The following is a 19,937-nucleotide window of genomic DNA, read 5'->3' as shown; positions in this document are numbered from 1 at the left end:
CTTGGAAGAGATACGGCGCCAACCAGATGCCAGGGTTTACCCCGCGGATGCTCCGACCGCGCGGATGGTAGCCGGTGAAATGCAGCACTTTGATCGTGCGACGAACGCCCACTTTCAGTTGGATAAGCCCGGTCGTGCGACCAGCAAGTCATTGATTGTTCTCAACCCAAGGCTGACTCTTAATCAGCGGGTCCCAGGTTCGAGCCCTGGTGCGCCCACCAAGCAAATCAATGACTTGGCGAGAAAAACCGTTTGCAGCTGATTTTTCAAACGGGCTTTTGAGCAGCGATCAACCGGAACTTGGCGATGCGATGGGCTCACCCGAGTCATCACTAAGAGTTCGGGTTCTTGAGTTGCTGCCATTGCCCGGCGCGATTTCTGCTGCCAGCCGGCATCAGTGGGCAGCAGCTCGGTCGCTCCGATGATGGATTGGAGCGAGAGTTTAAGTTTTTCAATTGGTTAGAGGGCCGCGTGGGCCCGATGTGTGCACCGCGAGATCAAGAAAAATCTCACCACAGCCAACGTGAGCAGGCTTGTGGCGCATTTGCAAAATCTGGATTTCCGAGGGCAGCAGGCCGGCGGGTGCTTACTTGCAATCTCAGCTGTTCGACGCGTAATGATCGAAGATCGTGGGTTTGACTCCCACTCTCTCCGCCATTTGCGCGGTTTTGTACGCCAAACGACGATTTCGTGCGCTTGGGTCCGTTTCGCGAGCGACTCGTCCATCTGCTGGTCGCCCTGGCCACGGCCCATCTCTGTAGGGTCGCGATCGGCACCGTTGGCACCCGTTCTTACCGAGCTCGCTTCATAGCCTCAGCTCAAAGCGTGACCGGCCAGCCCGTACACCCATGGCTCATTTTCCTTGCGGTTCAGGAATGGCCGGCCCTTAGACATCGTCGTGACGGTCTCGGTGATCGCGAGGCGGCTCTGTTGAAGGAAGTCGGCAAACAGACCCGTCTGCTCCCGCGTATCGACGCGGACGAATTGTCCCGCGAGATCCCTCAGATGCACGGCGGTGAGATGGATCGCGTCACAATCGTTGCTGGCGACGATCGGGCCGATCACATGACCGCGCCCGAATTCGCGCTTCATCGAAAAACCGACGGCCTCTCCGCCGCGGCGCAAGACGGAGATTGACGCGCCATCGGAAAGCAATGCGAGCAGCTTCTGCCGGTTAGTTCCGAAGGCGCGCTCATCCAGTGCCGCGATCTCTCCGATGCTCGCCGTGGACAGTGAAGTCAATTCACCGTCGAGAGCCGGCACCGGCGGAGGTGGTGAGACGAGTTCTCCCTGCCACATATATGCGGTGGCTTCCTTCGTGAACCCCAGCGACAGATACAGGTGATAGGCGGCATGGGTTGAGTTGAGGGCCAAATTTCGGTCGCCGCACCGCTCGAAAACCTGTTCCATGAGCCAGCGGCCAGTACCTTGTGCCTGGGTTCGAGGCGATGTGATCACCAGGCCGATCGTCGCGAATTCCTGGCTATAAGGGAACCACATCGCGCTGCCGAAAACGCGGTCTATGCCATCAACGGCGACGATGCCGTGGCCGGCGCGGCGCAGGAAATCCCAGTCCTTGGGGCGATGCGGCCAGCCGACACCGATCGAAAGCGCGTGGAGCAGCTTCACATCAACGTCGTTGATGTCCTTGGCCATCAGTTCAAAGGACTTCACGCGTACCGTTCGTCCCATTTAGCTCATCCATTCCTTTGCGGGGCTCAAAGCCTGCGGCCTATGCCCGCCGGCCTTCTGCTGCGTGCCGCACAAGCCCTCTTTTGCAGCAGCATAGCGCGGAACGCCAGCAGGTTTCGCCTGTTTGGCAGGCGGTATTCGGAATGTTTCGCCGCCAGTGCAACTCGATTCAGCAGGGAAAGCTACTGGTTGCCGCCTATCGATATCCGGCAACAGCACGCAGGGTGAGCCCCAGTGAACGTTGAAGGCTTCGCTGGAGGGCTCGCCGCCTTTCCAGCCCTCGGTGGCCGGCCATGCCGGTCTCAACGCGCCGCATCCCGGGCGAGGACCTGAGAGGACCACGTCGATGGCGTTCCTTTTCAATTCCGATGCTGCTCGGGCGGCTATTTTCCGGCAGGCCTTTGCGCGCGAGCTCCCTGATCTCGGGTTCTATCATTCCAGCGAATGCTTCGAGCCGGAAAAGATACAGTACCTAATAACCTGGAACGCGCCAGACGACGTCTCACGCTTTCGAAATCTGGAAATGCTCTTTTCCATCGGCGCCGGGGTCGACCAGTTCAAGCCAGAGACCATACCTGGCCACGTCAAGCTCGTGCGCATGGTCGAGGATGGCATCATATGCATGATGCAGGAGTATGTCGTGCTTGGGGTGCTGACACTCCATCGCGAGATGCTTGCCTATCGGGAGCAGCAGGGAAGAGGCCTATGGCAGGCTCTTGCAACGACCGAGGCTGCCGATCGGCGCGTCGGCTTTCTGGGCCTCGGCATGTTGGCGCAAGCTGCGATTGATCGCCTCAAGCCGTTTGGATTTCCGCTTGCCGCGTGGAGCCGCAGCAACAAGAAGATCGAGGGCGTCGCCTGCTTCCACGGCGATGGTCAGCTTGGCAGCTTCCTGAAAGGAACGGACATTCTCGTCTGTCTCCTGCCCCTGACGGAGCAAACAAGCGGCATCTTGAACGCACAACTGTTCTCTCTCCTGCCGGCTGGAGCAAGGCTGCTTCATGTCGGCCGCGGTCCGCAGCTTGACCAGGGCGCACTCATCGAAGCACTCGACAGCGGGCGCCTCGCCGCAGCGATGCTCGACGTGACCGATCCCGAGCCGCTGCCGGAAGCCCATGCGCTCTGGTCGCATCCGAAGGTAATCATCACGCCGCATATCGCGTCCGTGACGCAGCCGCATACGGCCGCGCAATCCGTCATACAGAACATCCGGCGCCACCGCGCCGGACGAAATCCGATCGGCCTCGTCGATCGAACGCTCGGCTACTAACAGGAAAGATGCCATGTCACTTCTGATCGCCATCGACACCAATCCGGACTTCGCACCGAAGAAGGCCGTGCCGGATCCCGAACGGCTCATTTCGGGCAATCCGTCCTTCAAGACCTGGGCGCAGGACGCCTCGAAGGGTGAGAAAGTGCTGACGGGCGTCTGGGAGGCAACCTCCGGCGAGACCCATTCGATCAAGGGCACCACCTTCGAGTTCTGCCACATCATCTCGGGTCTTATCGAAATCGAGGAAAAGGGTGGCGAGACGAAGACTTTCCGCGCCGGCGACAGCTTTGTGATGAAGCCGGGCTTTGTCGGGGTCTGGCGCACGATCGAGACCGTGCGAAAGATTTATGTCTGCCATTATGACTGAGCACGGTGCCTGACGGCGGCTTCACTGAACGACGGCCAGAACAATCGACTTTCGAGATACCGTCTGACCGGATTCGACGCCATCAGACGCTTCCTTCTCGATGAAAAATGCGGCGCGCGGTGCTGTATCGCTCGGTTGAGACGGCTTTGTCTCGCCAATCGCATATCCAGCAGTGATGGCGGTTTGACCCCAAGGGTAAGGGAACAAATACATGGTTGCATTGAAAGACAAGGATCTGTTTCGCCAGCAGGGACTGATCGGCGGCCACTGGCGCGACGCGAGTGCGAAGGCGACGGTGGATGTCATCGATCCTGCCAGCCAGCAAGTTCTTGGCACCATCCCGGATATGGGGTGCGAGGAGACGAGGGCTGCCATCAACGCTGCGGCCGCTGCATTCAAGCATTGGAAGACCAAGGCCCATGCAGAGCGTGCCGCCCTGCTGGAGCGCTGGTATGAGCTCATGCGACACCATGAGCAGGATTTGGCTCTTCTGCTCACGCTCGAGCAGGGCAAGCCACTGGCGGAATCGCTCGGCGAAATCCGCTATGGGGCATCATTCGTCAAATGGTTTGCGGAAGAGGCGCGCCGGATCAACGGATCGACGATCCCGTCACCCACGGTCGATCGCCGCATTCTGGTTCTGAAAGAACCGGTCGGCGTCTGCGGGATCATTACGCCCTGGAACTTCCCCAACGCGATGATTACACGCAAAGTGGCGCCCGCGCTGGCTGCGGGCTGCACCGTCGTCATCAAGCCCTCTGAATTCACGCCGTTTTCGGCCCTCGCGATCGGTGTGCTGGCGGAGCGGGCAGGAATTCCACCTGGCGTGATCAACGTCGTGACGGGCATGCCCGCGGACATTGGCAAGGAGCTGATGGCCAATGAGACCGTCCGCAAGATCTCGTTCACGGGATCGACCCGCGTCGGCGGGCTGCTGATGAAAGGCGCCGCCGACAACATCAAGCGGCTCAGCCTCGAGCTCGGCGGCAATGCGCCGTTCATCGTCTTCGACGATGCCGATATCGACCGGGCCGTCGAGGGCGCGATTGCGTCGAAGTTCCGCAACGGCGGACAGACATGCGTCTGCTGCAATCGCATTCTCGTGCAATCAGGCGTCTACGATACCTTTGCACAGAAGCTCGCCGGGAAGGTCGCGAAAATGAAGGTCGGCGCAGGTACCGAAGAGGGGGTCACAATCGGTCCGATGATCAACGGCGCGGCGATCGACAAGATCAAGCGGCACGTCACGGATGCCCTGGACAAGGGCGCAAAGATCATCTCGGAGAGTGAGGCGGTGCCGGAAGGTCGGCAATATGCCCGGCCACTCGTGCTCGGCGGCGCGACGACTGAGATGCTCCTGGCGTCCGAAGAGACGTTCGGGCCGGTCGCACCGCTTTTCCGCTTCGAGACGGAGGAGGAGGCGATTGCGATCGCCAATGGCACGCCGTACGGCCTTGCGGCGTATTTCTACACTGAAAACCTGAAGCGTTCCTGGCGTGTTGCCGAAGCGCTTGAGTTCGGCATGGTCGGCCTGAATACCGGCCTGATCTCGACGGAGGTCGCGCCTTTCGGCGGTGTCAAACAGTCTGGATTGGGACGCGAGGGATCTCAGCTCGGGATAGAAGAATATCTCGAGAGCAAGGCGCTCCATGTCGGCGGCCTGGACTGAGCGTCCATCGGATCTGAAATAAGAAAGGGGGCGGCTAAACCGCCCCCTTTTCTTGACCAGCGCAGATCTCTATTGAAGTTTTACAAGAACTGAAGCGTCGCGAGGGATCCCGAAAAGACAGCGCTCAGGTGCTCTTGCGAAGAGGCTCCAGGCCGACTGCGGCAGCCAAGCCACCGATGCTCGAGACCTCGGTGTATTCATAGAAGGGATTCGCCGGCTCGTGACCGCGGTTCACCCATACCTTGCTCTTGATGCCCAGATCGTAGGCGGTCATCAGATCGTAGCGGAACGAGGAGGAGACGTGAGTGATATCTTCCGGGCCGCAGCCCAGCTTGTCGAACATGTATTCGAAGCCTTTCATGTGCGGCTTGTAGGCGCCAGTCTCCTCGGCCGTGATGACCGTGTGGAAGGGAGCGCCGAGCTTCTCCACGTTGGACATGATGAGGTTCTTCATGGAGTTCGACAAGATGACCAGCGGAATCTGCTTGGCAACCTTGGCCAGACCAGCCGGCACGTCGGCGTGTGGACCCCACGTGTGGATCTCTTCATTGATGCGCTGGGCATGCTCCGGCTTAAAGACGACGCCATTGCGCTTACAGGCGCGCTCCAGCGCGTTGTGCACGACCTCGAAGTACGGTTTCCAGGCGCCGAGAACCTCGTCCAGGCGATAGGCTGAAAAGTCCTTGATGAGCTTTGCCATCGCCGCGGCAGAAAGCTCCGAGCCGTAGACACGGGTCGCGGCGCCGGCCATGTCGAAATTTGTCAGCGTCCCGTAGCAGTCGAAGGTGATGTATTTCGGTCTGAATGTCGCCATAGCTCCAATCCTTGCGATCTCGCACCGCTAGCCGGTACGACACACAGCCTAGCGAGCAACCGGCGAGATAAAGCGCCGATGTCGCGGTGGTCGGGAGCAGATTGTGTCGTATCGCATCGGAGCCGTGGCAGAGAGTTGCGCGACGACGGCTCTCCCCGTTTAGCCTCGATGCCGTCGCCGCACCATGCCCGCATAACATGCCGCAGTGGTGCCCAATCAAAGTCAAAACGCCCTCCGTCCGTGTCATGCCTGGGAGCAAGTGCTGTCTTCGGCAACTTATGTTGAGCCCGGACACAACGGGCTGTTCGCACAAACATCGCGGCCGATCTGGAGGACAATATGTTGAGCAACTCGCTAATTGAGCTCGATCGCGCGCATCTGATTCACCCGGTCTCTTCTTATCGCAGCCACGAGGCGACGGGCGTCCGCGTGCTGAAGTCGGGCAAGGGCGCGACGCTGACCGATGTCTCGGGACGCCAATTGCTGGACGGCTTTGCGGGTCTATGGTGTGTCAATGCCGGTTACGGACAGGACAGCATCGTTGAAGCGGCTACGCGACAGCTGCAGGAGCTGCCTTATGCGACAGGCTATTTCGGTTTGGGCTCGGACCCGGCGATCCGGCTGGCGGCCAGGTTGGCTGAGTTGGCGCCTGGCGATCTGAACCATGTCTACTTCACGCTGGGTGGCTCCGATGCCGTCGACAGTACAATCCGGTTCATCAGGTACTACTATCATGCCAAAGGGAGGCCGCAGAAGGACCAGTTCATTTCCCTCGAATCTGGCTACCACGGATCATCGACGGCAGGGTCTGGCCTGACTGCGCTGCCGGCCTTTCATACGGGCTTTGGAGTGCCATACAGCTGGCAGCACAAAATTCCCTCGCACTACGCCTATCGCAACCCCGTCGGTTCGCATCCGCAGGCAATCATCGCGGCGTCGGTCGCGGCCTTGCGGGCCAAGATCGCCGAGCTCGGCGCCGAACGCGTCGCCGCCTTCTATGTCGAGCCGATACAGGGATCAGGAGGCGTCCTCGTTCCGCCGCCGTCCTGGCTCAAGGCCATGCATGCGGTCTGCAAGGAGCACAATATTCTGTTCGTGGCCGATGAGGTCATCACCGGCTTTGGCCGTGTCGGTCCGCTCTTTGCCTGCGAGGAAGATGATGTCGTGCCGGATCTCATGACCACGGCAAAGGGGCTGACCTCGGGGTACGTGCCGATGGGGGCCGTTCTCATGTCCGACGGCGTCTACAACACGATTGCCGACGGCGCCGGCAAGGCGGCCGTCGGCCACGGCTACACCTATTCCGCGCATCCCGTCAGCGCAGCCGTTGGGCTCGCGTGCCTTGATCTCTATGAAAACGGCCTGTTGGAAAACGGCCGGAAGGCCGGGCACCGCCTGATGGAAGGTCTTCGCGCGCTTGCCAATCATCCGCTCGTCGGCGATGTCAGGGGTCGCGGTATGCTGGCTGCTATCGAGCTCGTGACTGACAAGGAACTCAAGACGCCTCTGCCGGCGGAAGCCGACGCGGCGCGTCGCATCTTCGACCGCGCATGGGACAATGGTCTCGTGATCCGCGCCTTCGCGCAAGGCGTGCTGGGCTATGCGCCGCCGCTGTGCTGCACGGATGGGGACATCGATGGCATTATTGAGCGGACAAAGACTACACTCGACCAAACGCTCGAAGACAAGGACGTCCGTGCGGCGATGAAGGGATGATCACCGCGCTGCCGGCGCCGTTGTCTTAGTTCTTAGCCATTGAAGATGCTTTCGAGCGGAAGATGGGATTTCACGATCGGGGACTTCAGCACGACGAAGCTGAAATACTTGTCGATACCGATATCCATCTCGACCAGGCGTTCCATGACCGCCTGGTATTCGCTGATCCCCGCCGTGATGAACTTGACGAGATAGTCGTATCCGCCCGAAACGAGATGGCACTCGACGACGGAATCGATCTTTTCAATCGTCGTGAGAAAGCGCGCGAAATCGATCTGCCGGTGATTTTTCAAGGTGATTTCAGCGAAGACCGTCAGAGTTTGTCCGAGCTTGGCAACATCGATCTGGGCGGAATAGCCGGTGATGAAGCCCTCCGTCTGGAGCCTCTTGACGCGCATCAGGCACGGGCTCGGCGAAAGATTTATCAGCTCTGCGAGCTCGACGTTGGAAATGCGTCCGTTCTTCTGCAGTTCGCATAAAATCCTGATGTCGATCTTATCGAGCTTCATAGCAATGCCATCAGATGGGGCCGACAACGGCGTCGGGGCTTTGAGCCTTCAGCGTCATATGCATCTTCATAGCATCAACCAGCAGCTTTTCCCAACGAGGCGGAAACTGCAATTCAGAACTCGCTGACCTTGCCCCAGGCGCTCATTCTCAGCCGTTCCGGCCTGTAGGGACGCGGGTCGACGATCGGTGCCCGACCGGTGATGATGTCGGCGATCATGTGCCCGGTGCCGGGCCCAATCCCGAAGCCGTGGCCACTGAACCCCGCCGCGAGGATGAAGCCTGGAATGGATTCAACTTCGCCGATTGCCGGAATGCCGTCCGGTGTGCTGTCGATGTAGCCGGCCCAGACGCTTGAGATGGCGAGGTGCCGCAGCTCAGGAACCAGCTCGCACGCGCGTCGATGCGTCAGCCGAATCTGCCTCATGTCGGGGCGGGGATTGAGCGTTCGATTCAGCTCCATCGGGGTCACCTCATCCAGTCCCCATTTAGCCAGCGTCTCATGGCCCTGCCGCATGCCCTCGAAGGCCCCGGGGCTGAGGCTTCGCCAGCGGCGGGCGAACATGGGGAGGAATTCGCGGCCGAACCTGACCTGCTGCGGGGTCGGATCGATCCGCGCGCGCCCGCTGATGGCCAGCGTGTATCCGCCATTGCCGCGCCGTGTGAGTGACAGCTGCGCAGTGTGCAGAGCATCAGGCAGGCCGGCTGCACCAGGAGCCACGGCGAGAATGGATTGGCGCACCGATGCCTGAGGGAAACGAATTCCAAGCTGGTTGCAGAACGAAGAAGCCCACGCGCCTCCCGCCATCACCACCGTTTTCGTCCGGATCGTGCCGGCCTCGGTCACCACCCCGCTGACCCGACCGGCGCTGAGCTCGATGCCGCGCGCGGCGCAGAGCTGGTGCACGGTACCGCCTGCCGCCATGATCGCACGCGCGGCGATGGGGACGGCTTTTGAAGTGTCCGCCGTCCCGTCTGTCGGTGAGAAGACGCCGCCCTTCCACTTACGACCCGTCGCCTTGCCCCGACCGCTCGCCTCTTCCGAGCTCAACATATGCGTCGTGACGCCAACGGTCCTGGCGAAGTCCCCCCACTTGGCCCAGCCCGCCAGCTCATTCTCGTCGTTCGACAAATACAACAGGCCGCAGCGGCGAAAGCCCGTGTCTTCACCCGTTTCCTGGGCAACTCGTTCCCAGAGATCGAGGCTCTTGGTCGCAAGCGGCAGCTCGCGTGCGTCGCGGTTCTGTTGGCGGCACCATCCCCAGTTGCGGCTGGACTGCTCGGCGGCGACGCGGCCCTTCTCGAGCAAGGCAACCTTGAGGCCGCGACGCGCGAGATAGTAGCTTGTGAACACGCCTACGACGCCGCCGCCGATGACGACGACGTCCGCTTCACGAGGAAGGGACGGACTGGATTCGATATGCAGGAGCGGCGCGCTCATCCGACAGGGATCTCCGGTGGTCGCCGTAGCGTAACCGAGGAATTGCGGCAGCCCCCGCGGACTTTCGTCGTGAGACCGAATATCCTGCGGTTTACTGCCTTTGACGCAGGCTAATATTGCGAAAATACCTTGCTTGCGTCGCAGCTTGCAGGCGGCGAGACTGATGCACGTGTTCCTGCGATCCGTCGCGCGCCTTCGTGGCAGGGGTCACGACAGGCCCGGCGGCGCAGATTGAAATGCCAAATCGGACTTCGTTTTCAGAAGTTCGTGCTGCCCGGATGCCGGCTTTCGGCGACTCCGCGGTGATTGAAATCGTCAAGATCGACAGAACCAACTGATCGATCGGCCAAGTCCATAGAGGCAACTTTCATGAGCCGTGTCCATGAACAGGCCTTCGCGGAAGCGATCAAGCCATGACGTGGATGCCGTTCGCTTCGATCGAGTTGGCCGATCAGGTCGGCACTGCGCTCCGAGCAACAGCTCTTGCTTCTTGCGCGAAGAGACCTGAATCATGTCGCAGCCTCCAATGAAGGAATGGCAAGTTGAGCGGCGAATTATTGACCTGTCCAAGGAGCGTGGAGGCGCAAGGAGCCGAAGGCGCCGGCCGCACCAAGATGACGGCACTGGCTTGAAAGAGGAGGGTGCTCGCATGGTCTCTGGCATCCAGGTGGCAAGTCCCGCCGATGTCGCGCTGTCGGTGCGCGAGCTGACCGCAAGTTTGCCGGAAGGAATGGAGCGGGCCAACGCCGTCGAGAACATCTCCTTCGATCTGAAGCGCGGACAGATTCTCTGTATCATCGGGGAATCCGGATCGGGCAAGTCGGTCACCGCCAATGCGATCATGGGCCTTCTCCCGAAGGCGATCCGGATCCCTTCGGGTGCGATTCACCTGGACGGAATGAACATCGTGGGCCTCTCGCCCGACAAGCTCCGTAGCCTGCGCGGCCGCGTCGTCTCGATGATCTTTCAAGATCCTCTCTCGGCGCTCAACCCGCTGATGACCGTGGGCGCGCAGATCGAGGAGGTGATGGCAGCCCACGACGTCGGCACGCCGGCCTCGCGTCGCAGCCGGGCCATAGACTTGTTGATTGAAGTGGGTCTGCCTGATCCGCAGCTCATGTATCACCAATATCCCTTCCGGCTTTCGGGCGGGCAGCGGCAGCGGGTGATGATCGCCATGGCGCTGGCCCTCGAGCCCGCCATCCTGATCGCGGACGAGCCGACGACGGCTCTCGACGTCACGACCCAGGCGCAAATCCTCAAGCTGATCCGCGACATTCAGCGCCGCAAGGGGATGAGCGTCATGTTCATCACCCATGACTTCGGCGTCGTCACGGAGATCGCCGACAATGTCGTGGTCATGGAGAAGGGTCACATCGTCGAACAGGGCAGCGCTGCCCAGGTGCTGCAGTCGCCCAGTCATCCCTACACAAGGCGCCTCATCGCAGCAGTCCCGCACTTGACGGGCGAAGACCGTGCTCTTGTGGAAGCTCCGGCCAACGAGCCGATCCTCAAGGTCGAGGGGCTGGTGAAGACCTACCGCAGTGGCAGCGCGCTGTTCGGAAAACAGCGGATCGTGCCGGCGGTGAACCAAGTATCGTTCGATCTGGCGCCCGGACGCACGTTGGGGGTCGTCGGCGAAAGCGGCTCGGGCAAGTCCTCGCTGGGCCGGCTGTTGATCAAGCTGCTCGACAGCGACGACGGCCGGATCCTGTTCGAAGGTCGCGACGTCGCCAAGCTCTCGGAGGCCGAATTCCGTCCGCTACGGCCGCAAATCCAGATGATCTTCCAGGATCCCTTCGCCTCGCTCAATCCGCGCTCGACGGTTGGACAGATCCTGACCGTAGGTCCGGCCGCGCATGGAATGCCTTACGCGAAGGCGTGCGACCAGGCACGGTCGCTGCTGTCGCGTGTCGGTCTCGATGCCGGAGCTTTCGGCCGCTACCCGCACGAGTTCTCCGGCGGGCAACGTCAGCGCATAGGCATCGCCCGCGCGCTGATGTTCAAGCCGAAGCTCCTGATTGCCGACGAGGCGGTCTCCGCGCTCGACGTGTCGATCCAGGCGCAGATCCTCAAGCTGCTGGACCAGATCCAGCGCGAGACCGGCGTCTCGATGATCTTCATCACCCATGACCTGCGTGTCGCCAGCCAAATCTGTGATGAGATCGCGGTCATGCACAAGGGCCGGGTCGTCGAGAGCGGGCCGCCGTCGCAGATTTTTCTGCGCCCGCAGTCGGCCTACACGCGCGAATTGGTCGCAGCGATTCCCGGGGAGCAGCAGGGCGGCGCACGGGCCTTAGCGGCAAATTCATGAGAGCCACGGCGGACAGCGCCATCTGGAGGGAGATACGATGACAAAACGCTCTGGAAATTCGAGCTACTCACGACGCGACGCGCTGCGCGTAATGGCCATGGGCGGGGCAGCCAGCCTGCTCGCGCCCAACCTGCTCGGCAAGACGGCTTACGGCCAGACTCGTCCGGAAAAGCCGACTGGCCGCATCATCGTCGGGCTTTCCCAGGAGCCCACGATCTTCAATCCCCTGATGGTGAAGATCGAGGTCGACGATGGCGTTCATTTCTCCGTCTTCGATGCCCTGTTCCGCGTCGATCCCAAGGGCGTCATCCAGCCGAATCTCGCCGCGGAGGTCCCGAGCCAGAAGAACGGCGGTATCTCGGAGGACGGCCTTAAATGGCGAGTCCGCCTGCGCGACAACGTTCGCTGGCACGACGGCGCTCCCTTCACGGCCGAGGATGTCAAATTCACCCTCGAGCTCATCACCAACCCAAAATTCCGCAGTTGGCGTACCGCGGGTCATTCCCTCGTCCGCGACATCACGGTGGTATCGCCACAGGAGATCACTTGGCGCATGGAAGAGGCCTTCGCGCCCTACCTGTCGTTCCTGACCGAAACCTTCATCGTCCCCAAGCATATCCTGGAGAAGGAGGCGGACCCGAACACAGCCGCCTTCAATCAAGCTCCGGTCGGCACCGGTGCTTTCAAATGGGGCAAACGCGTAGCAGGCGACCATCTGGAGCTTGTCGCCAATCCCGACTATTTCGGCGAAGGTCCCTACATCAATCAACTGGTCTTCAAGTACATCCCTGACCTCACGGTCCTCTACACTCAATTCAAGAGTGGCGACATCGACCTCGTCGGTCAGGCTTACATCACGCCTGACAATTACCAGGAGGCCCGCAAGCTGCCGGACCGTGTGGTGACGCTGGTGCCGAGGTCCTCGGTCGAGACGATCTATTTCAACCTCGAGCGGCCGCAGTTCAAAGAGCTTGCAGTCCGCCAGGCGATCTATGCCGCCATCGACAGGAAAGCGATCCTCGAAGGGCTCTATTATGGCGTGCCGAACGCCACGGAAACTTTCATGCCGCGGCAATCGTTCTATCATAATCCGAACCTGCCGGTTCAGGAGTTCAGCCCGAAGCAGGCGCGAGAGATCCTGGATAAGGCGGGCTGGCTGCCGGGGCGCGACGGTATCCGCGCCAAGGATGGGGTGCGTCTGTCCTTCGCGAATTCGGCGACATCAGGCGACCATCTGCGCGAGCAGGTTCAGCAATTCCTCAAGCAGTCACTGGCCGAGATCGGCATCGAGATGACGATATCGAACTTGCCCTCAGCGGTGATCTTCGGCGATTTCTGGGTCAAGTCGCAGTTCGATACGATGTTCGCGGGCATCACCTATCTGATCGGCGCCGATCCGGACGTGACGAATCGATTTCATTCGCGGGCAATTGCTGCGAAAGGCGGTCGTGGCTCGAACACCGCTCAGTATGCCAATCCGGAAGTCGATGCCCTTCTCGATAAGGGCGCCCGCTCCTTCGATCCCGATGAGCGGCGTGCGATCTACCACAAGGTCCAGGAACTGGTCCGTCGCGACCTGCCCTTCATGCCGCTGTACCAGAGCACGTCCGTCCATGGGTGCAAGAGCGCGATTCGAGGCGTGGTACCGAACCCCAACACCCGCACAGAATCGTGGAATGCCGCGAGCTGGTATCGGACGGCTTGAGCACGGCGGCCGCCGCTCAACTTTCGGGAAGGCCGGCGGCCATCCAATGGCACTATCACGTTACTGAGGGCCAAATGCGCGCATTCCTGCTCAGCCGTCTTTCGCAGAGCCTCGTGCTGCTGGTGATCGTTTCGATGATCGGCTTCGTCATCCTGAGCATCAGCCCGGGCGGCCCCCTGTCGCAACAGGGGCTCGATCCAGGGATGACACAGGCGGATATCGCCCGCATCAAGGAGCAACTCGGGCTCAACCGGCCGCTGTGGATCCAGTATCTCGATTGGGCGTGGCGCCTCGTTCAGGGTGATTGGGGCCATTCCTTCCGCGGCGGCACGCCGGTGCTGACGGTCATCGGCCGGCACGTCTTTGCCACGCTCCTTCTCATGGGCACATCGACGATGATCGCGATAGCGGTCGGCACCTGGATCGGCATTCGTGGCGCCACGCACCGTTATTCCCTGTTCGATTATCTGGCGACCGCCGGAGCCATGGTCGCACTGTCGATTCCTACCTTCTGGTTCGGGCTCGTCGGGATCTACATCTTCTCGCTGCGGCTGGGCTGGTTGCCTGCGGGCAACATGTACACGATCGGCGACGGCTCGGCGCTGAACTATCTGCATCACCTCATCCTGCCGAGCATCGTGCTGTCGCTGGTCCATGTGGCGGTCTGGAGCCGCTACATGCGGACGGCAACGCTCGACGCCATCAGCCAGGATTTCGTGAAGACGGCGCGCGCCAAAGGCGTGAGCGAGCGCCGGGTCTTGATGAAGCATGTCGTCGGTAACGCGCTCCTGCCGATGATCACGCTGGCTGGAGTGCAGTTGCCCAGCATTCTGACCGGCGCATTGGTGACCGAGACCGTCTTTACCTGGCCGGGAATGGGACGCCTGTTTCTGGACAGCCTCAACTACAGCGACTACCCGGTCGTGATGGGGCTGCTGATGTTCTCCGCCGTCCTGGTCATTCTCGGAAACCTGATTGCGGACATCGTCGTCGCTATTGTCGACCCGCGCATACGTCTGGCTTGAATCCGCAACGCCCTGCAAGGAGCCGACCGTTATGACCGCTCTCGCCGTAAGCACAGCGCCAAGCCGATGGTGGCACAGCCGCGCGGCATACCGCTTCATGAACCATCGCCTGGCGCTGCTGGGTCTGGCAATGATCACGCTGCTGACGCTGGCATGCGTCGTGGGCCCGTATCTGCTGCCATATGACTCTCTCAACATCGACTTGCGCGCACGCTTCGCTCCTCCGATGACCGGAAATCATTATCTTGGCACCGATCCGCTCGGACGTGACCTGGCGGCTCGACTGCTGATGGCAGGACGGATCTCGCTGCTGGTGGGATTTTCGGCGATGCTGATATCGATCGTGATCGGAGCACTGGTCGGCGTGGTCGCAGGATATCGCGGCGGCTGGATCAGCGCAGTCCTGATGCGGACGGTCGATGGGTTCCTGTCCTTTCCGTCGATCTTTCTCGTGCTGGCGCTGGCTGCAGCTTTGCGGCCGAGCCCCCTCATGATCACGGTTATCATTGCGCTCACGAAATGGATGGAAGTTGCCCGCATCGTCGAGACCGAGGTTCGCTCGCTACGCGAACGCGAGTTTGTCCAGGCCAGTCGAATGCTCGGCTTGAGTGGAACGCATATCATGTTCAGGGAGATCTTGCCCAACGCCATGGGCCCGATCATCGTCGCCGCCAGTTTGACGGTAGCCCGCGCGATCCTTCTCGAAGCCTATATCAGCTTTCTAGGTTATGGGATTCAGCCGCCGCTGCCGAGCTGGGGCAACATGCTCAACGGCGCCCAGCAATATCTGGCGAGCGCTCCATGGCTCGCCATCATTCCCGGCGCCGCGATTACGATCGCAGTGACGAGCTTTAACTTCATCGGCGATGGCTTGCGCGATGCCCTCGATGTTCGAAACGACCACATCTGATCAGCTCGCGCCAAGCCGCGGCTGAGCACGGCAGGATATGAGAGAAGCAAACTAACTCCCTCGGAACGCTTGCTACTTCCATGCAGCGCGCTGCGGCGTTTCGGTTTTTACTGTCGCGCCTTTGGGACTTATATCTGCCCCGCAAAGCTACGCTCTTAAAGCCACACGATCCGGGTCACTTCGAGCGCATGTTGCGTATGCTACGTGGAGAAATCCCCATGATGATCGCCGAAATGGCGCCCTAGCGACGATTGGGGGTAAGTATGACGCCGACTTTCGAACTCCGCGCCGCGGCAGCTCTGACGGCCCGTCTTCGAACGGCGTCTTGGCGCGCCCGCCGCCGACCGCAGATTGGCCGCCTCGAGCCACGAACAATGAAATTCTATGCCGAACTTTGCTCCAGTCCAATTGTGTAATGCTGTCTGGTGCAACGTACAGTGCGGACGATGCGAGGATCAGGTGGCCCTCACCGTCAATCAGGTCCTGGCGACAAGTACAGCGAGCAAGAGAAACGTCGACCAATGATGAAGCCCGCAGCCTACAAGGCCGGAGATCGCGACGATCGAGCCGCGGTGCTGGTTCCGTTCGCCAAGTTGCATCTGGAAGGCGCCCTGAAGCTCTCGCAGGAAATGTCCTGGCCCTATCGGCTCGAAGATTGGGATGTCGCGCTACAGCTGGGCCAAGGCTTTGTTCTGGAGCGGGCTGGGACGGTGATCGGGACCGCGGCATGGTGGCCGTATGGCGAGACCCATGCTTCCGCTGGTATGATCATCGTCGCGAAGACTGCTCAGGGCCGTGGCTATGGGGCCCGGCTCATGGATGCGTTGTTGACGTCCGCGCGTCCACGAAGCATTGCGCTGAATTCGACCGCCGAAGGCCAGGCGCTTTACCAGCGGCGCGGTTTCGTCCCCGTCGGGGTCATCCACCAGCATCAGGGACTTCCCAGAGGACGCCATGAGCCGCCGCCGGGGCTCGTCAGGCCGATGGCTGCCTCGGATTTCGAGGCGATCATGCGACTCGATCGCGACGCTACGGGCTTGGAGAGACGACACATGCTCGAAAAGCTGCTCAAAAGCGGTGATGGCTATGTCCTGCATCGCGACGGCACGGCCCGCGGCTACGCCATTTCCCGGCTGTTCGGCCGCGGGCATGTCATCGGTCCTGTCGTCGCCGAAACCGCGACCGATGCGCAGGCGCTGATCGAGGCTGCGCTCGCGCGGCTCGGCAGTGTTTTTGTCCGCATCGACACCTCTGCCACATCGCAACTCGGGGATTGGCTTGAAGGCATCGGCCTGGAGCAGGTCGGCGATGCCACCACCATGATCCTGGGCACGCCGGCGCTTTCGCGCGGGCCGGCGGGCGTGTTTGCGATTCCCAATCAGTCGTTCGGCTAGGAGACATCGACGTGCGACGCGAGGAGATGAGCGGAACGGATCACCAGAACTCCGAGACGGCCGCAACGCTCGGCACGCTGGCAACGCCGGCTCTCCTGCTCGACGAGCATCGGCTCGATCGGAATCTCGCCCGCCTGTCCTCGCGCATGGCGGAGCGGGGCGTCGTGCTGCGTCCCCACATGAAAACCGCGAAATCCATCGACGTGGCGCGACGGGCCTATCCGTCTGGATCGGGGCCGATTACTGTCTCTACCCTGGCGGAAGCCGATTACTTCGCGCGGCACGGTTTTCGCGACATGACTTATGCGGTGGGTCTGGCGCCCCACACAGCTGAAAGAGCGATGCGTCTGCGCAAAGCAGGCGTTGACCTTAAGGTACTGCTCGATTCGCCGGAGCAGGCAAGAATGCTCGGCGCCGTCGGTCGTGCCGCTGGTGTGACACCGACCGCGTTCATCGAGATCGACTGCGATGGTCACCGCGGCGGGTTGACCGCGAACGATCCAAAGCTCATTGCTGTCGCGGTCGCGCTAGGCGAGGCCGGCGTCAAGCTTGCCGGCGTTCTTACCCATGCCGGCGAATCCTACAGCCTCTTCACGCCCGAGGCTCTCGTCACGGCCGCGGAGAATGAGAGAGCGGTGGCGGTTGCCGCCGCGGAGGCCTTGCGGGCAGCCGGGCACCAATGCCCAATTGTGAGCGTCGGCTCGACGCCGACAGCGCATTTCGCCGAAGACCTGACCGGCGTCACGGAAATGCGGGCGGGCGTCTACATGTTCTTCGACTTGGTCATGCACGGTGTTGGTGTCTGTACGACGGAGGACATCGCCATCTCGGTGCTCGCTACCGTGATCGGCACCAAGTCTGAGAAGGGTTGGATTTTGGTCGATGCGGGCTGGATGGCGCTCTCGCGCGACCGCGGCACCGCGGCGCAGCGGGTCGACCAGGGATATGGTCTGGTCTGCGACGTGGCCGGCAAGGTCTATCCGGACCTGATCGTTTCGCAAGCGAGCCAGGAGCACGGCATCCTCGCCATCAGGCCCGGGTCGTCGGGCGCTTTGCCCGACCTTCCGATCGGCGCGAAGGTCAGGATTCTCCCCAATCACGCCTGTGCGACGGCCTCGCAACACGAGTTGTACAACGTCGTCTCCGCCGGCAGCGACGCGATCGAAGCGCGATGGCCCCGGATGCGCGGCTGGTAGGCCGCCGAAAGGATCGCTTCCAATGACCTCGCCCCTTCGACACCTGACGGAAGCTGGCCTCCTCGGAAAATTTTACATCGACGGAGAATGGCGGAAGCCGATCGGATCAGTCGCGGCAACAGCAACCGTGGTCAATCCGGCGACGGAGCAGCCGATTGCTGACGTCGCGCTCGGCGATGACGATGACGTGGACTGCGCCGTCGCAGCCGCCAGACGAGCCTTCGCCGGCTGGTCCGCGACACGGCCCGCTGAGAGAGCGGCGCTGCTCGACCGGATTCACGCTTTGCTTCTTGAGCGCCTGGAGCTGTTCGCGCAGGCGCTTACCTGCGAGATGGGAGCTGCGATTAGCTACGCGCGTCGCGCTCAGGTGCCGTTGGCCGCCGAACATATCCGCGTCGCCCGCGAAAATCTCGCGAATTATCCTTTCCTCGCCGCGCGCGGCAGCACCGCGATTATGCGCGAGCCAATCGGCGTCTGCGGCCTTATAACGCCATGGAATTGGCCTCTCTATCAAATCACAGCCAAGGTCGGTCCGGCGCTCGCAGCAGGCTGTACGGTAGTGTTAAAGCCGAGTGAGCTGTCGCCGCTGAGCGCTTTGCTATTCGCGGAGTTGATGGACAATGCGGATTGTCCACCCGGCGTCTTTAACCTCGTCAATGGGACAGGTCCGATCGTTGGCGCCGCTCTGGCGTCGCATCCAGAGGTCGACATGATCTCGATCACCGGCTCGACGCGGGCCGGCGTTCTCGTTGCGCAAGCGGCGGCGCCCACCGTCAAGCGCGTTGCCCAGGAGCTCGGCGGCAAGTCGCCGAATATCATCTTGCCGGACGCCGATCTTAGCCGTGCTGTTCCGCTCGGCGTCGGCGCCGCCTTCCGCAATCTCGGCCAATCCTGCAGCGCACCGACGCGTATGCTCGTGTCTCGCTCGCACATGGAAGAAGTCGAGACTTTGGCGGCAGCGGCCGCTTCAGAACTGGTGGTCGGCGATCCCCTTGCGGAAAGAACGACTCATGGTCCGATTGCGAACCGTCCACAATTCGAGCGAGTCCAGGCCATGATCGGTGTCGGCCTGGAAGAAGGCGCCAAGCTCGTCATCGGCGGGCGAGGCCGGCCCGGCGATCTTCAGATTGGCTTCTATGCGCGGCCGACCATCTTCTCGAACGTCCATCCCGACATGAGGATCGCGCAGGAGGAGATATTCGGCCCGGTGCTGTCGATCATTCCCTACGACACCGTGGACGAGGCGATCGCGATCGCCAATGACACTGTCTACGGCCTCGGCGCGCACGTGCAGGGCACCGATATGGAGACGGTACGGGCGGTCGCCCATCAGATTCAGTCGGGCCAAGTGCATCTCAATTATCCCGACTGGGACCCCAACGCACCTTTTGGCGGCTACAAGCGCTCCGGGAACGGCCGCGAATACGGCATCGAGGGCATGGAGGAGTATCTCGAGACGAAGGCCGTCCTCGGATTTTACCGATGAATGCTGGCAACATCTGCTTGGCACCGCACAAAACTGGTCTGCGCTGCGATCGGCCGGTTATCTGATGATGCGCCTTCACCTCCGAAGAACGTTCCAGCCGTCGTTCACAACGCACTGGAGCGCGCCTGCCGCCGCAACAACATCCTGTCCCGCGCCGAAGGCGCCGACACGATCTATAACCGCATTCCGACCTGGGGACCGTATCCGGACGTCCCCCCAAAGCTATGCTGCAATCCTTCCGGCAAATCACGGCCAGGTATTGCAGTCCAAGACCTGGAGATCGCCGTTTGCGGAGGCGAGGAAGTGGAAGAAACTTCTAAGCATCTGCTGAACTCCGCCAGAAGAGGGTTCTCACGCTGCACAGGTTGAACAACTGGTCCAAACATCCATTTCCGCCAACTCAGCTCTCAGCGACTAGATGGAAATTA

16 protein-coding genes are annotated in these 19,937 nt (G+C 61.3%); 12 read left to right on the top strand and 4 right to left on the bottom strand.

Annotated features, from left to right (window positions below; genetic code table 11):
- Window positions 1–813 precede the first annotated feature (813 nt).
- Window positions 814–1,692, bottom strand: a complete 879-nt coding sequence (locus tag ACVWYQ_RS12810; RefSeq protein ID WP_271543939.1) for a GNAT family N-acetyltransferase — start codon at window positions 1,690–1,692, stop codon at window positions 814–816.
- Window positions 1,693–2,038: 346 nt separating this feature from the next.
- Here ACVWYQ_RS12810 and ACVWYQ_RS12805 point away from each other — a divergent pair, with 346 nt between their 5' ends.
- From ACVWYQ_RS12805 to ACVWYQ_RS12795, 3 genes are all read left to right on the top strand, one after another.
- Entirely contained in the window at window positions 2,039–2,962 is a 924-nt protein-coding gene (locus ACVWYQ_RS12805) for a 2-hydroxyacid dehydrogenase (RefSeq protein WP_456727140.1), read from the top strand.
- Window positions 2,963–2,975: 13 nt separating this feature from the next.
- A complete protein-coding gene (locus tag ACVWYQ_RS12800; RefSeq protein ID WP_456725677.1) occupies window positions 2,976–3,332 on the top strand; it encodes a cupin domain-containing protein in 357 nt (118 codons plus the stop codon).
- A gap of 211 nt (window positions 3,333–3,543) precedes the next feature.
- A complete protein-coding gene (locus tag ACVWYQ_RS12795; RefSeq protein ID WP_271543943.1) occupies window positions 3,544–5,001 on the top strand; it encodes an NAD-dependent succinate-semialdehyde dehydrogenase in 1,458 nt (485 codons plus the stop codon).
- A 124-nt stretch (window positions 5,002–5,125) separates the two neighbouring features.
- Here the strand turns inward: ACVWYQ_RS12795 and ACVWYQ_RS12790 are convergent, their stop codons facing one another.
- Window positions 5,126–5,815 carry a haloacid dehalogenase type II gene (locus tag ACVWYQ_RS12790; RefSeq protein ID WP_456725676.1) on the bottom strand — a complete coding sequence of 230 codons (690 nt, stop codon included), beginning with the start codon at window positions 5,813–5,815 and terminating at the stop codon, window positions 5,126–5,128.
- A gap of 339 nt (window positions 5,816–6,154) precedes the next feature.
- Between ACVWYQ_RS12790 and ACVWYQ_RS12785 the strand changes: the two genes are divergently transcribed.
- The gene (locus tag ACVWYQ_RS12785; protein WP_456725675.1) at window positions 6,155–7,531 is read left to right on the top strand and encodes an aminotransferase class III-fold pyridoxal phosphate-dependent enzyme; all 1,377 of its coding nucleotides are present in this window, start codon (window positions 6,155–6,157) and stop codon (window positions 7,529–7,531) included.
- 32 nt (window positions 7,532–7,563) lie between these two features.
- Here the strand turns inward: ACVWYQ_RS12785 and ACVWYQ_RS12780 are convergent, their stop codons facing one another.
- Together ACVWYQ_RS12780 and ACVWYQ_RS12775 are read right to left on the bottom strand one after the other, a co-directional pair.
- Window positions 7,564–8,040, bottom strand: a complete 477-nt coding sequence (locus ACVWYQ_RS12780) for an Lrp/AsnC family transcriptional regulator (protein WP_027544593.1) — start codon at window positions 8,038–8,040, stop codon at window positions 7,564–7,566.
- A gap of 113 nt (window positions 8,041–8,153) precedes the next feature.
- On the bottom strand, window positions 8,154–9,479 hold the full coding sequence (locus ACVWYQ_RS12775) for an NAD(P)/FAD-dependent oxidoreductase (protein ID WP_456725674.1): 1,326 nt from the start codon (window positions 9,477–9,479) through the stop codon (window positions 8,154–8,156).
- A 649-nt stretch (window positions 9,480–10,128) separates the two neighbouring features.
- Here ACVWYQ_RS12775 and ACVWYQ_RS12770 point away from each other — a divergent pair.
- The 8 genes from ACVWYQ_RS12770 (at window position 10,129) to ACVWYQ_RS12735 (ending at window position 19,878) form a co-directional block, all read left to right on the top strand.
- The gene (locus ACVWYQ_RS12770; RefSeq protein ID WP_271543950.1) at window positions 10,129–11,793 is read left to right on the top strand and encodes an ABC transporter ATP-binding protein; all 1,665 of its coding nucleotides are present in this window, start codon (window positions 10,129–10,131) and stop codon (window positions 11,791–11,793) included.
- A gap of 37 nt (window positions 11,794–11,830) precedes the next feature.
- On the top strand, window positions 11,831–13,498 hold the full coding sequence (locus tag ACVWYQ_RS12765) for a peptide ABC transporter substrate-binding protein (protein ID WP_271543952.1): 1,668 nt from the start codon (window positions 11,831–11,833) through the stop codon (window positions 13,496–13,498).
- A gap of 74 nt (window positions 13,499–13,572) precedes the next feature.
- Window positions 13,573–14,523 carry an ABC transporter permease gene (locus ACVWYQ_RS12760; RefSeq protein ID WP_128263188.1) on the top strand — a complete coding sequence of 317 codons (951 nt, stop codon included), beginning with the start codon at window positions 13,573–13,575 and terminating at the stop codon, window positions 14,521–14,523.
- A gap of 31 nt (window positions 14,524–14,554) precedes the next feature.
- Window positions 14,555–15,433 (top strand): ABC transporter permease, encoded by an 879-nt coding sequence (locus ACVWYQ_RS12755; protein WP_128263189.1) that lies wholly within the window; start codon window positions 14,555–14,557, stop codon window positions 15,431–15,433.
- A gap of 521 nt (window positions 15,434–15,954) precedes the next feature.
- Window positions 15,955–16,827, top strand: coding sequence for a GNAT family N-acetyltransferase (locus ACVWYQ_RS12750; RefSeq protein WP_404539092.1), 873 nt, complete (start codon window positions 15,955–15,957; stop codon window positions 16,825–16,827).
- Between the two features lie 26 nt (window positions 16,828–16,853).
- A complete protein-coding gene (locus ACVWYQ_RS12745; RefSeq protein WP_404546150.1) occupies window positions 16,854–18,023 on the top strand; it encodes an alanine racemase in 1,170 nt (389 codons plus the stop codon).
- Between the two features lie 22 nt (window positions 18,024–18,045).
- Window positions 18,046–19,509 (top strand): aldehyde dehydrogenase family protein, encoded by a 1,464-nt coding sequence (locus ACVWYQ_RS12740; protein WP_404539095.1) that lies wholly within the window; start codon window positions 18,046–18,048, stop codon window positions 19,507–19,509.
- Window positions 19,510–19,878, top strand: coding sequence for an HAD family hydrolase (locus ACVWYQ_RS12735; RefSeq protein WP_404539098.1), 369 nt, complete (start codon window positions 19,510–19,512; stop codon window positions 19,876–19,878).
- Window positions 19,879–19,937 lie beyond the last annotated feature (59 nt).

The sequence above is a fragment of the Bradyrhizobium sp. USDA 3397 genome (assembly GCF_054060965.1).
The sequence above is the reverse complement of the archived record's forward strand: the minus strand, read 5'-3'. Positions and strand labels throughout refer to the sequence as shown.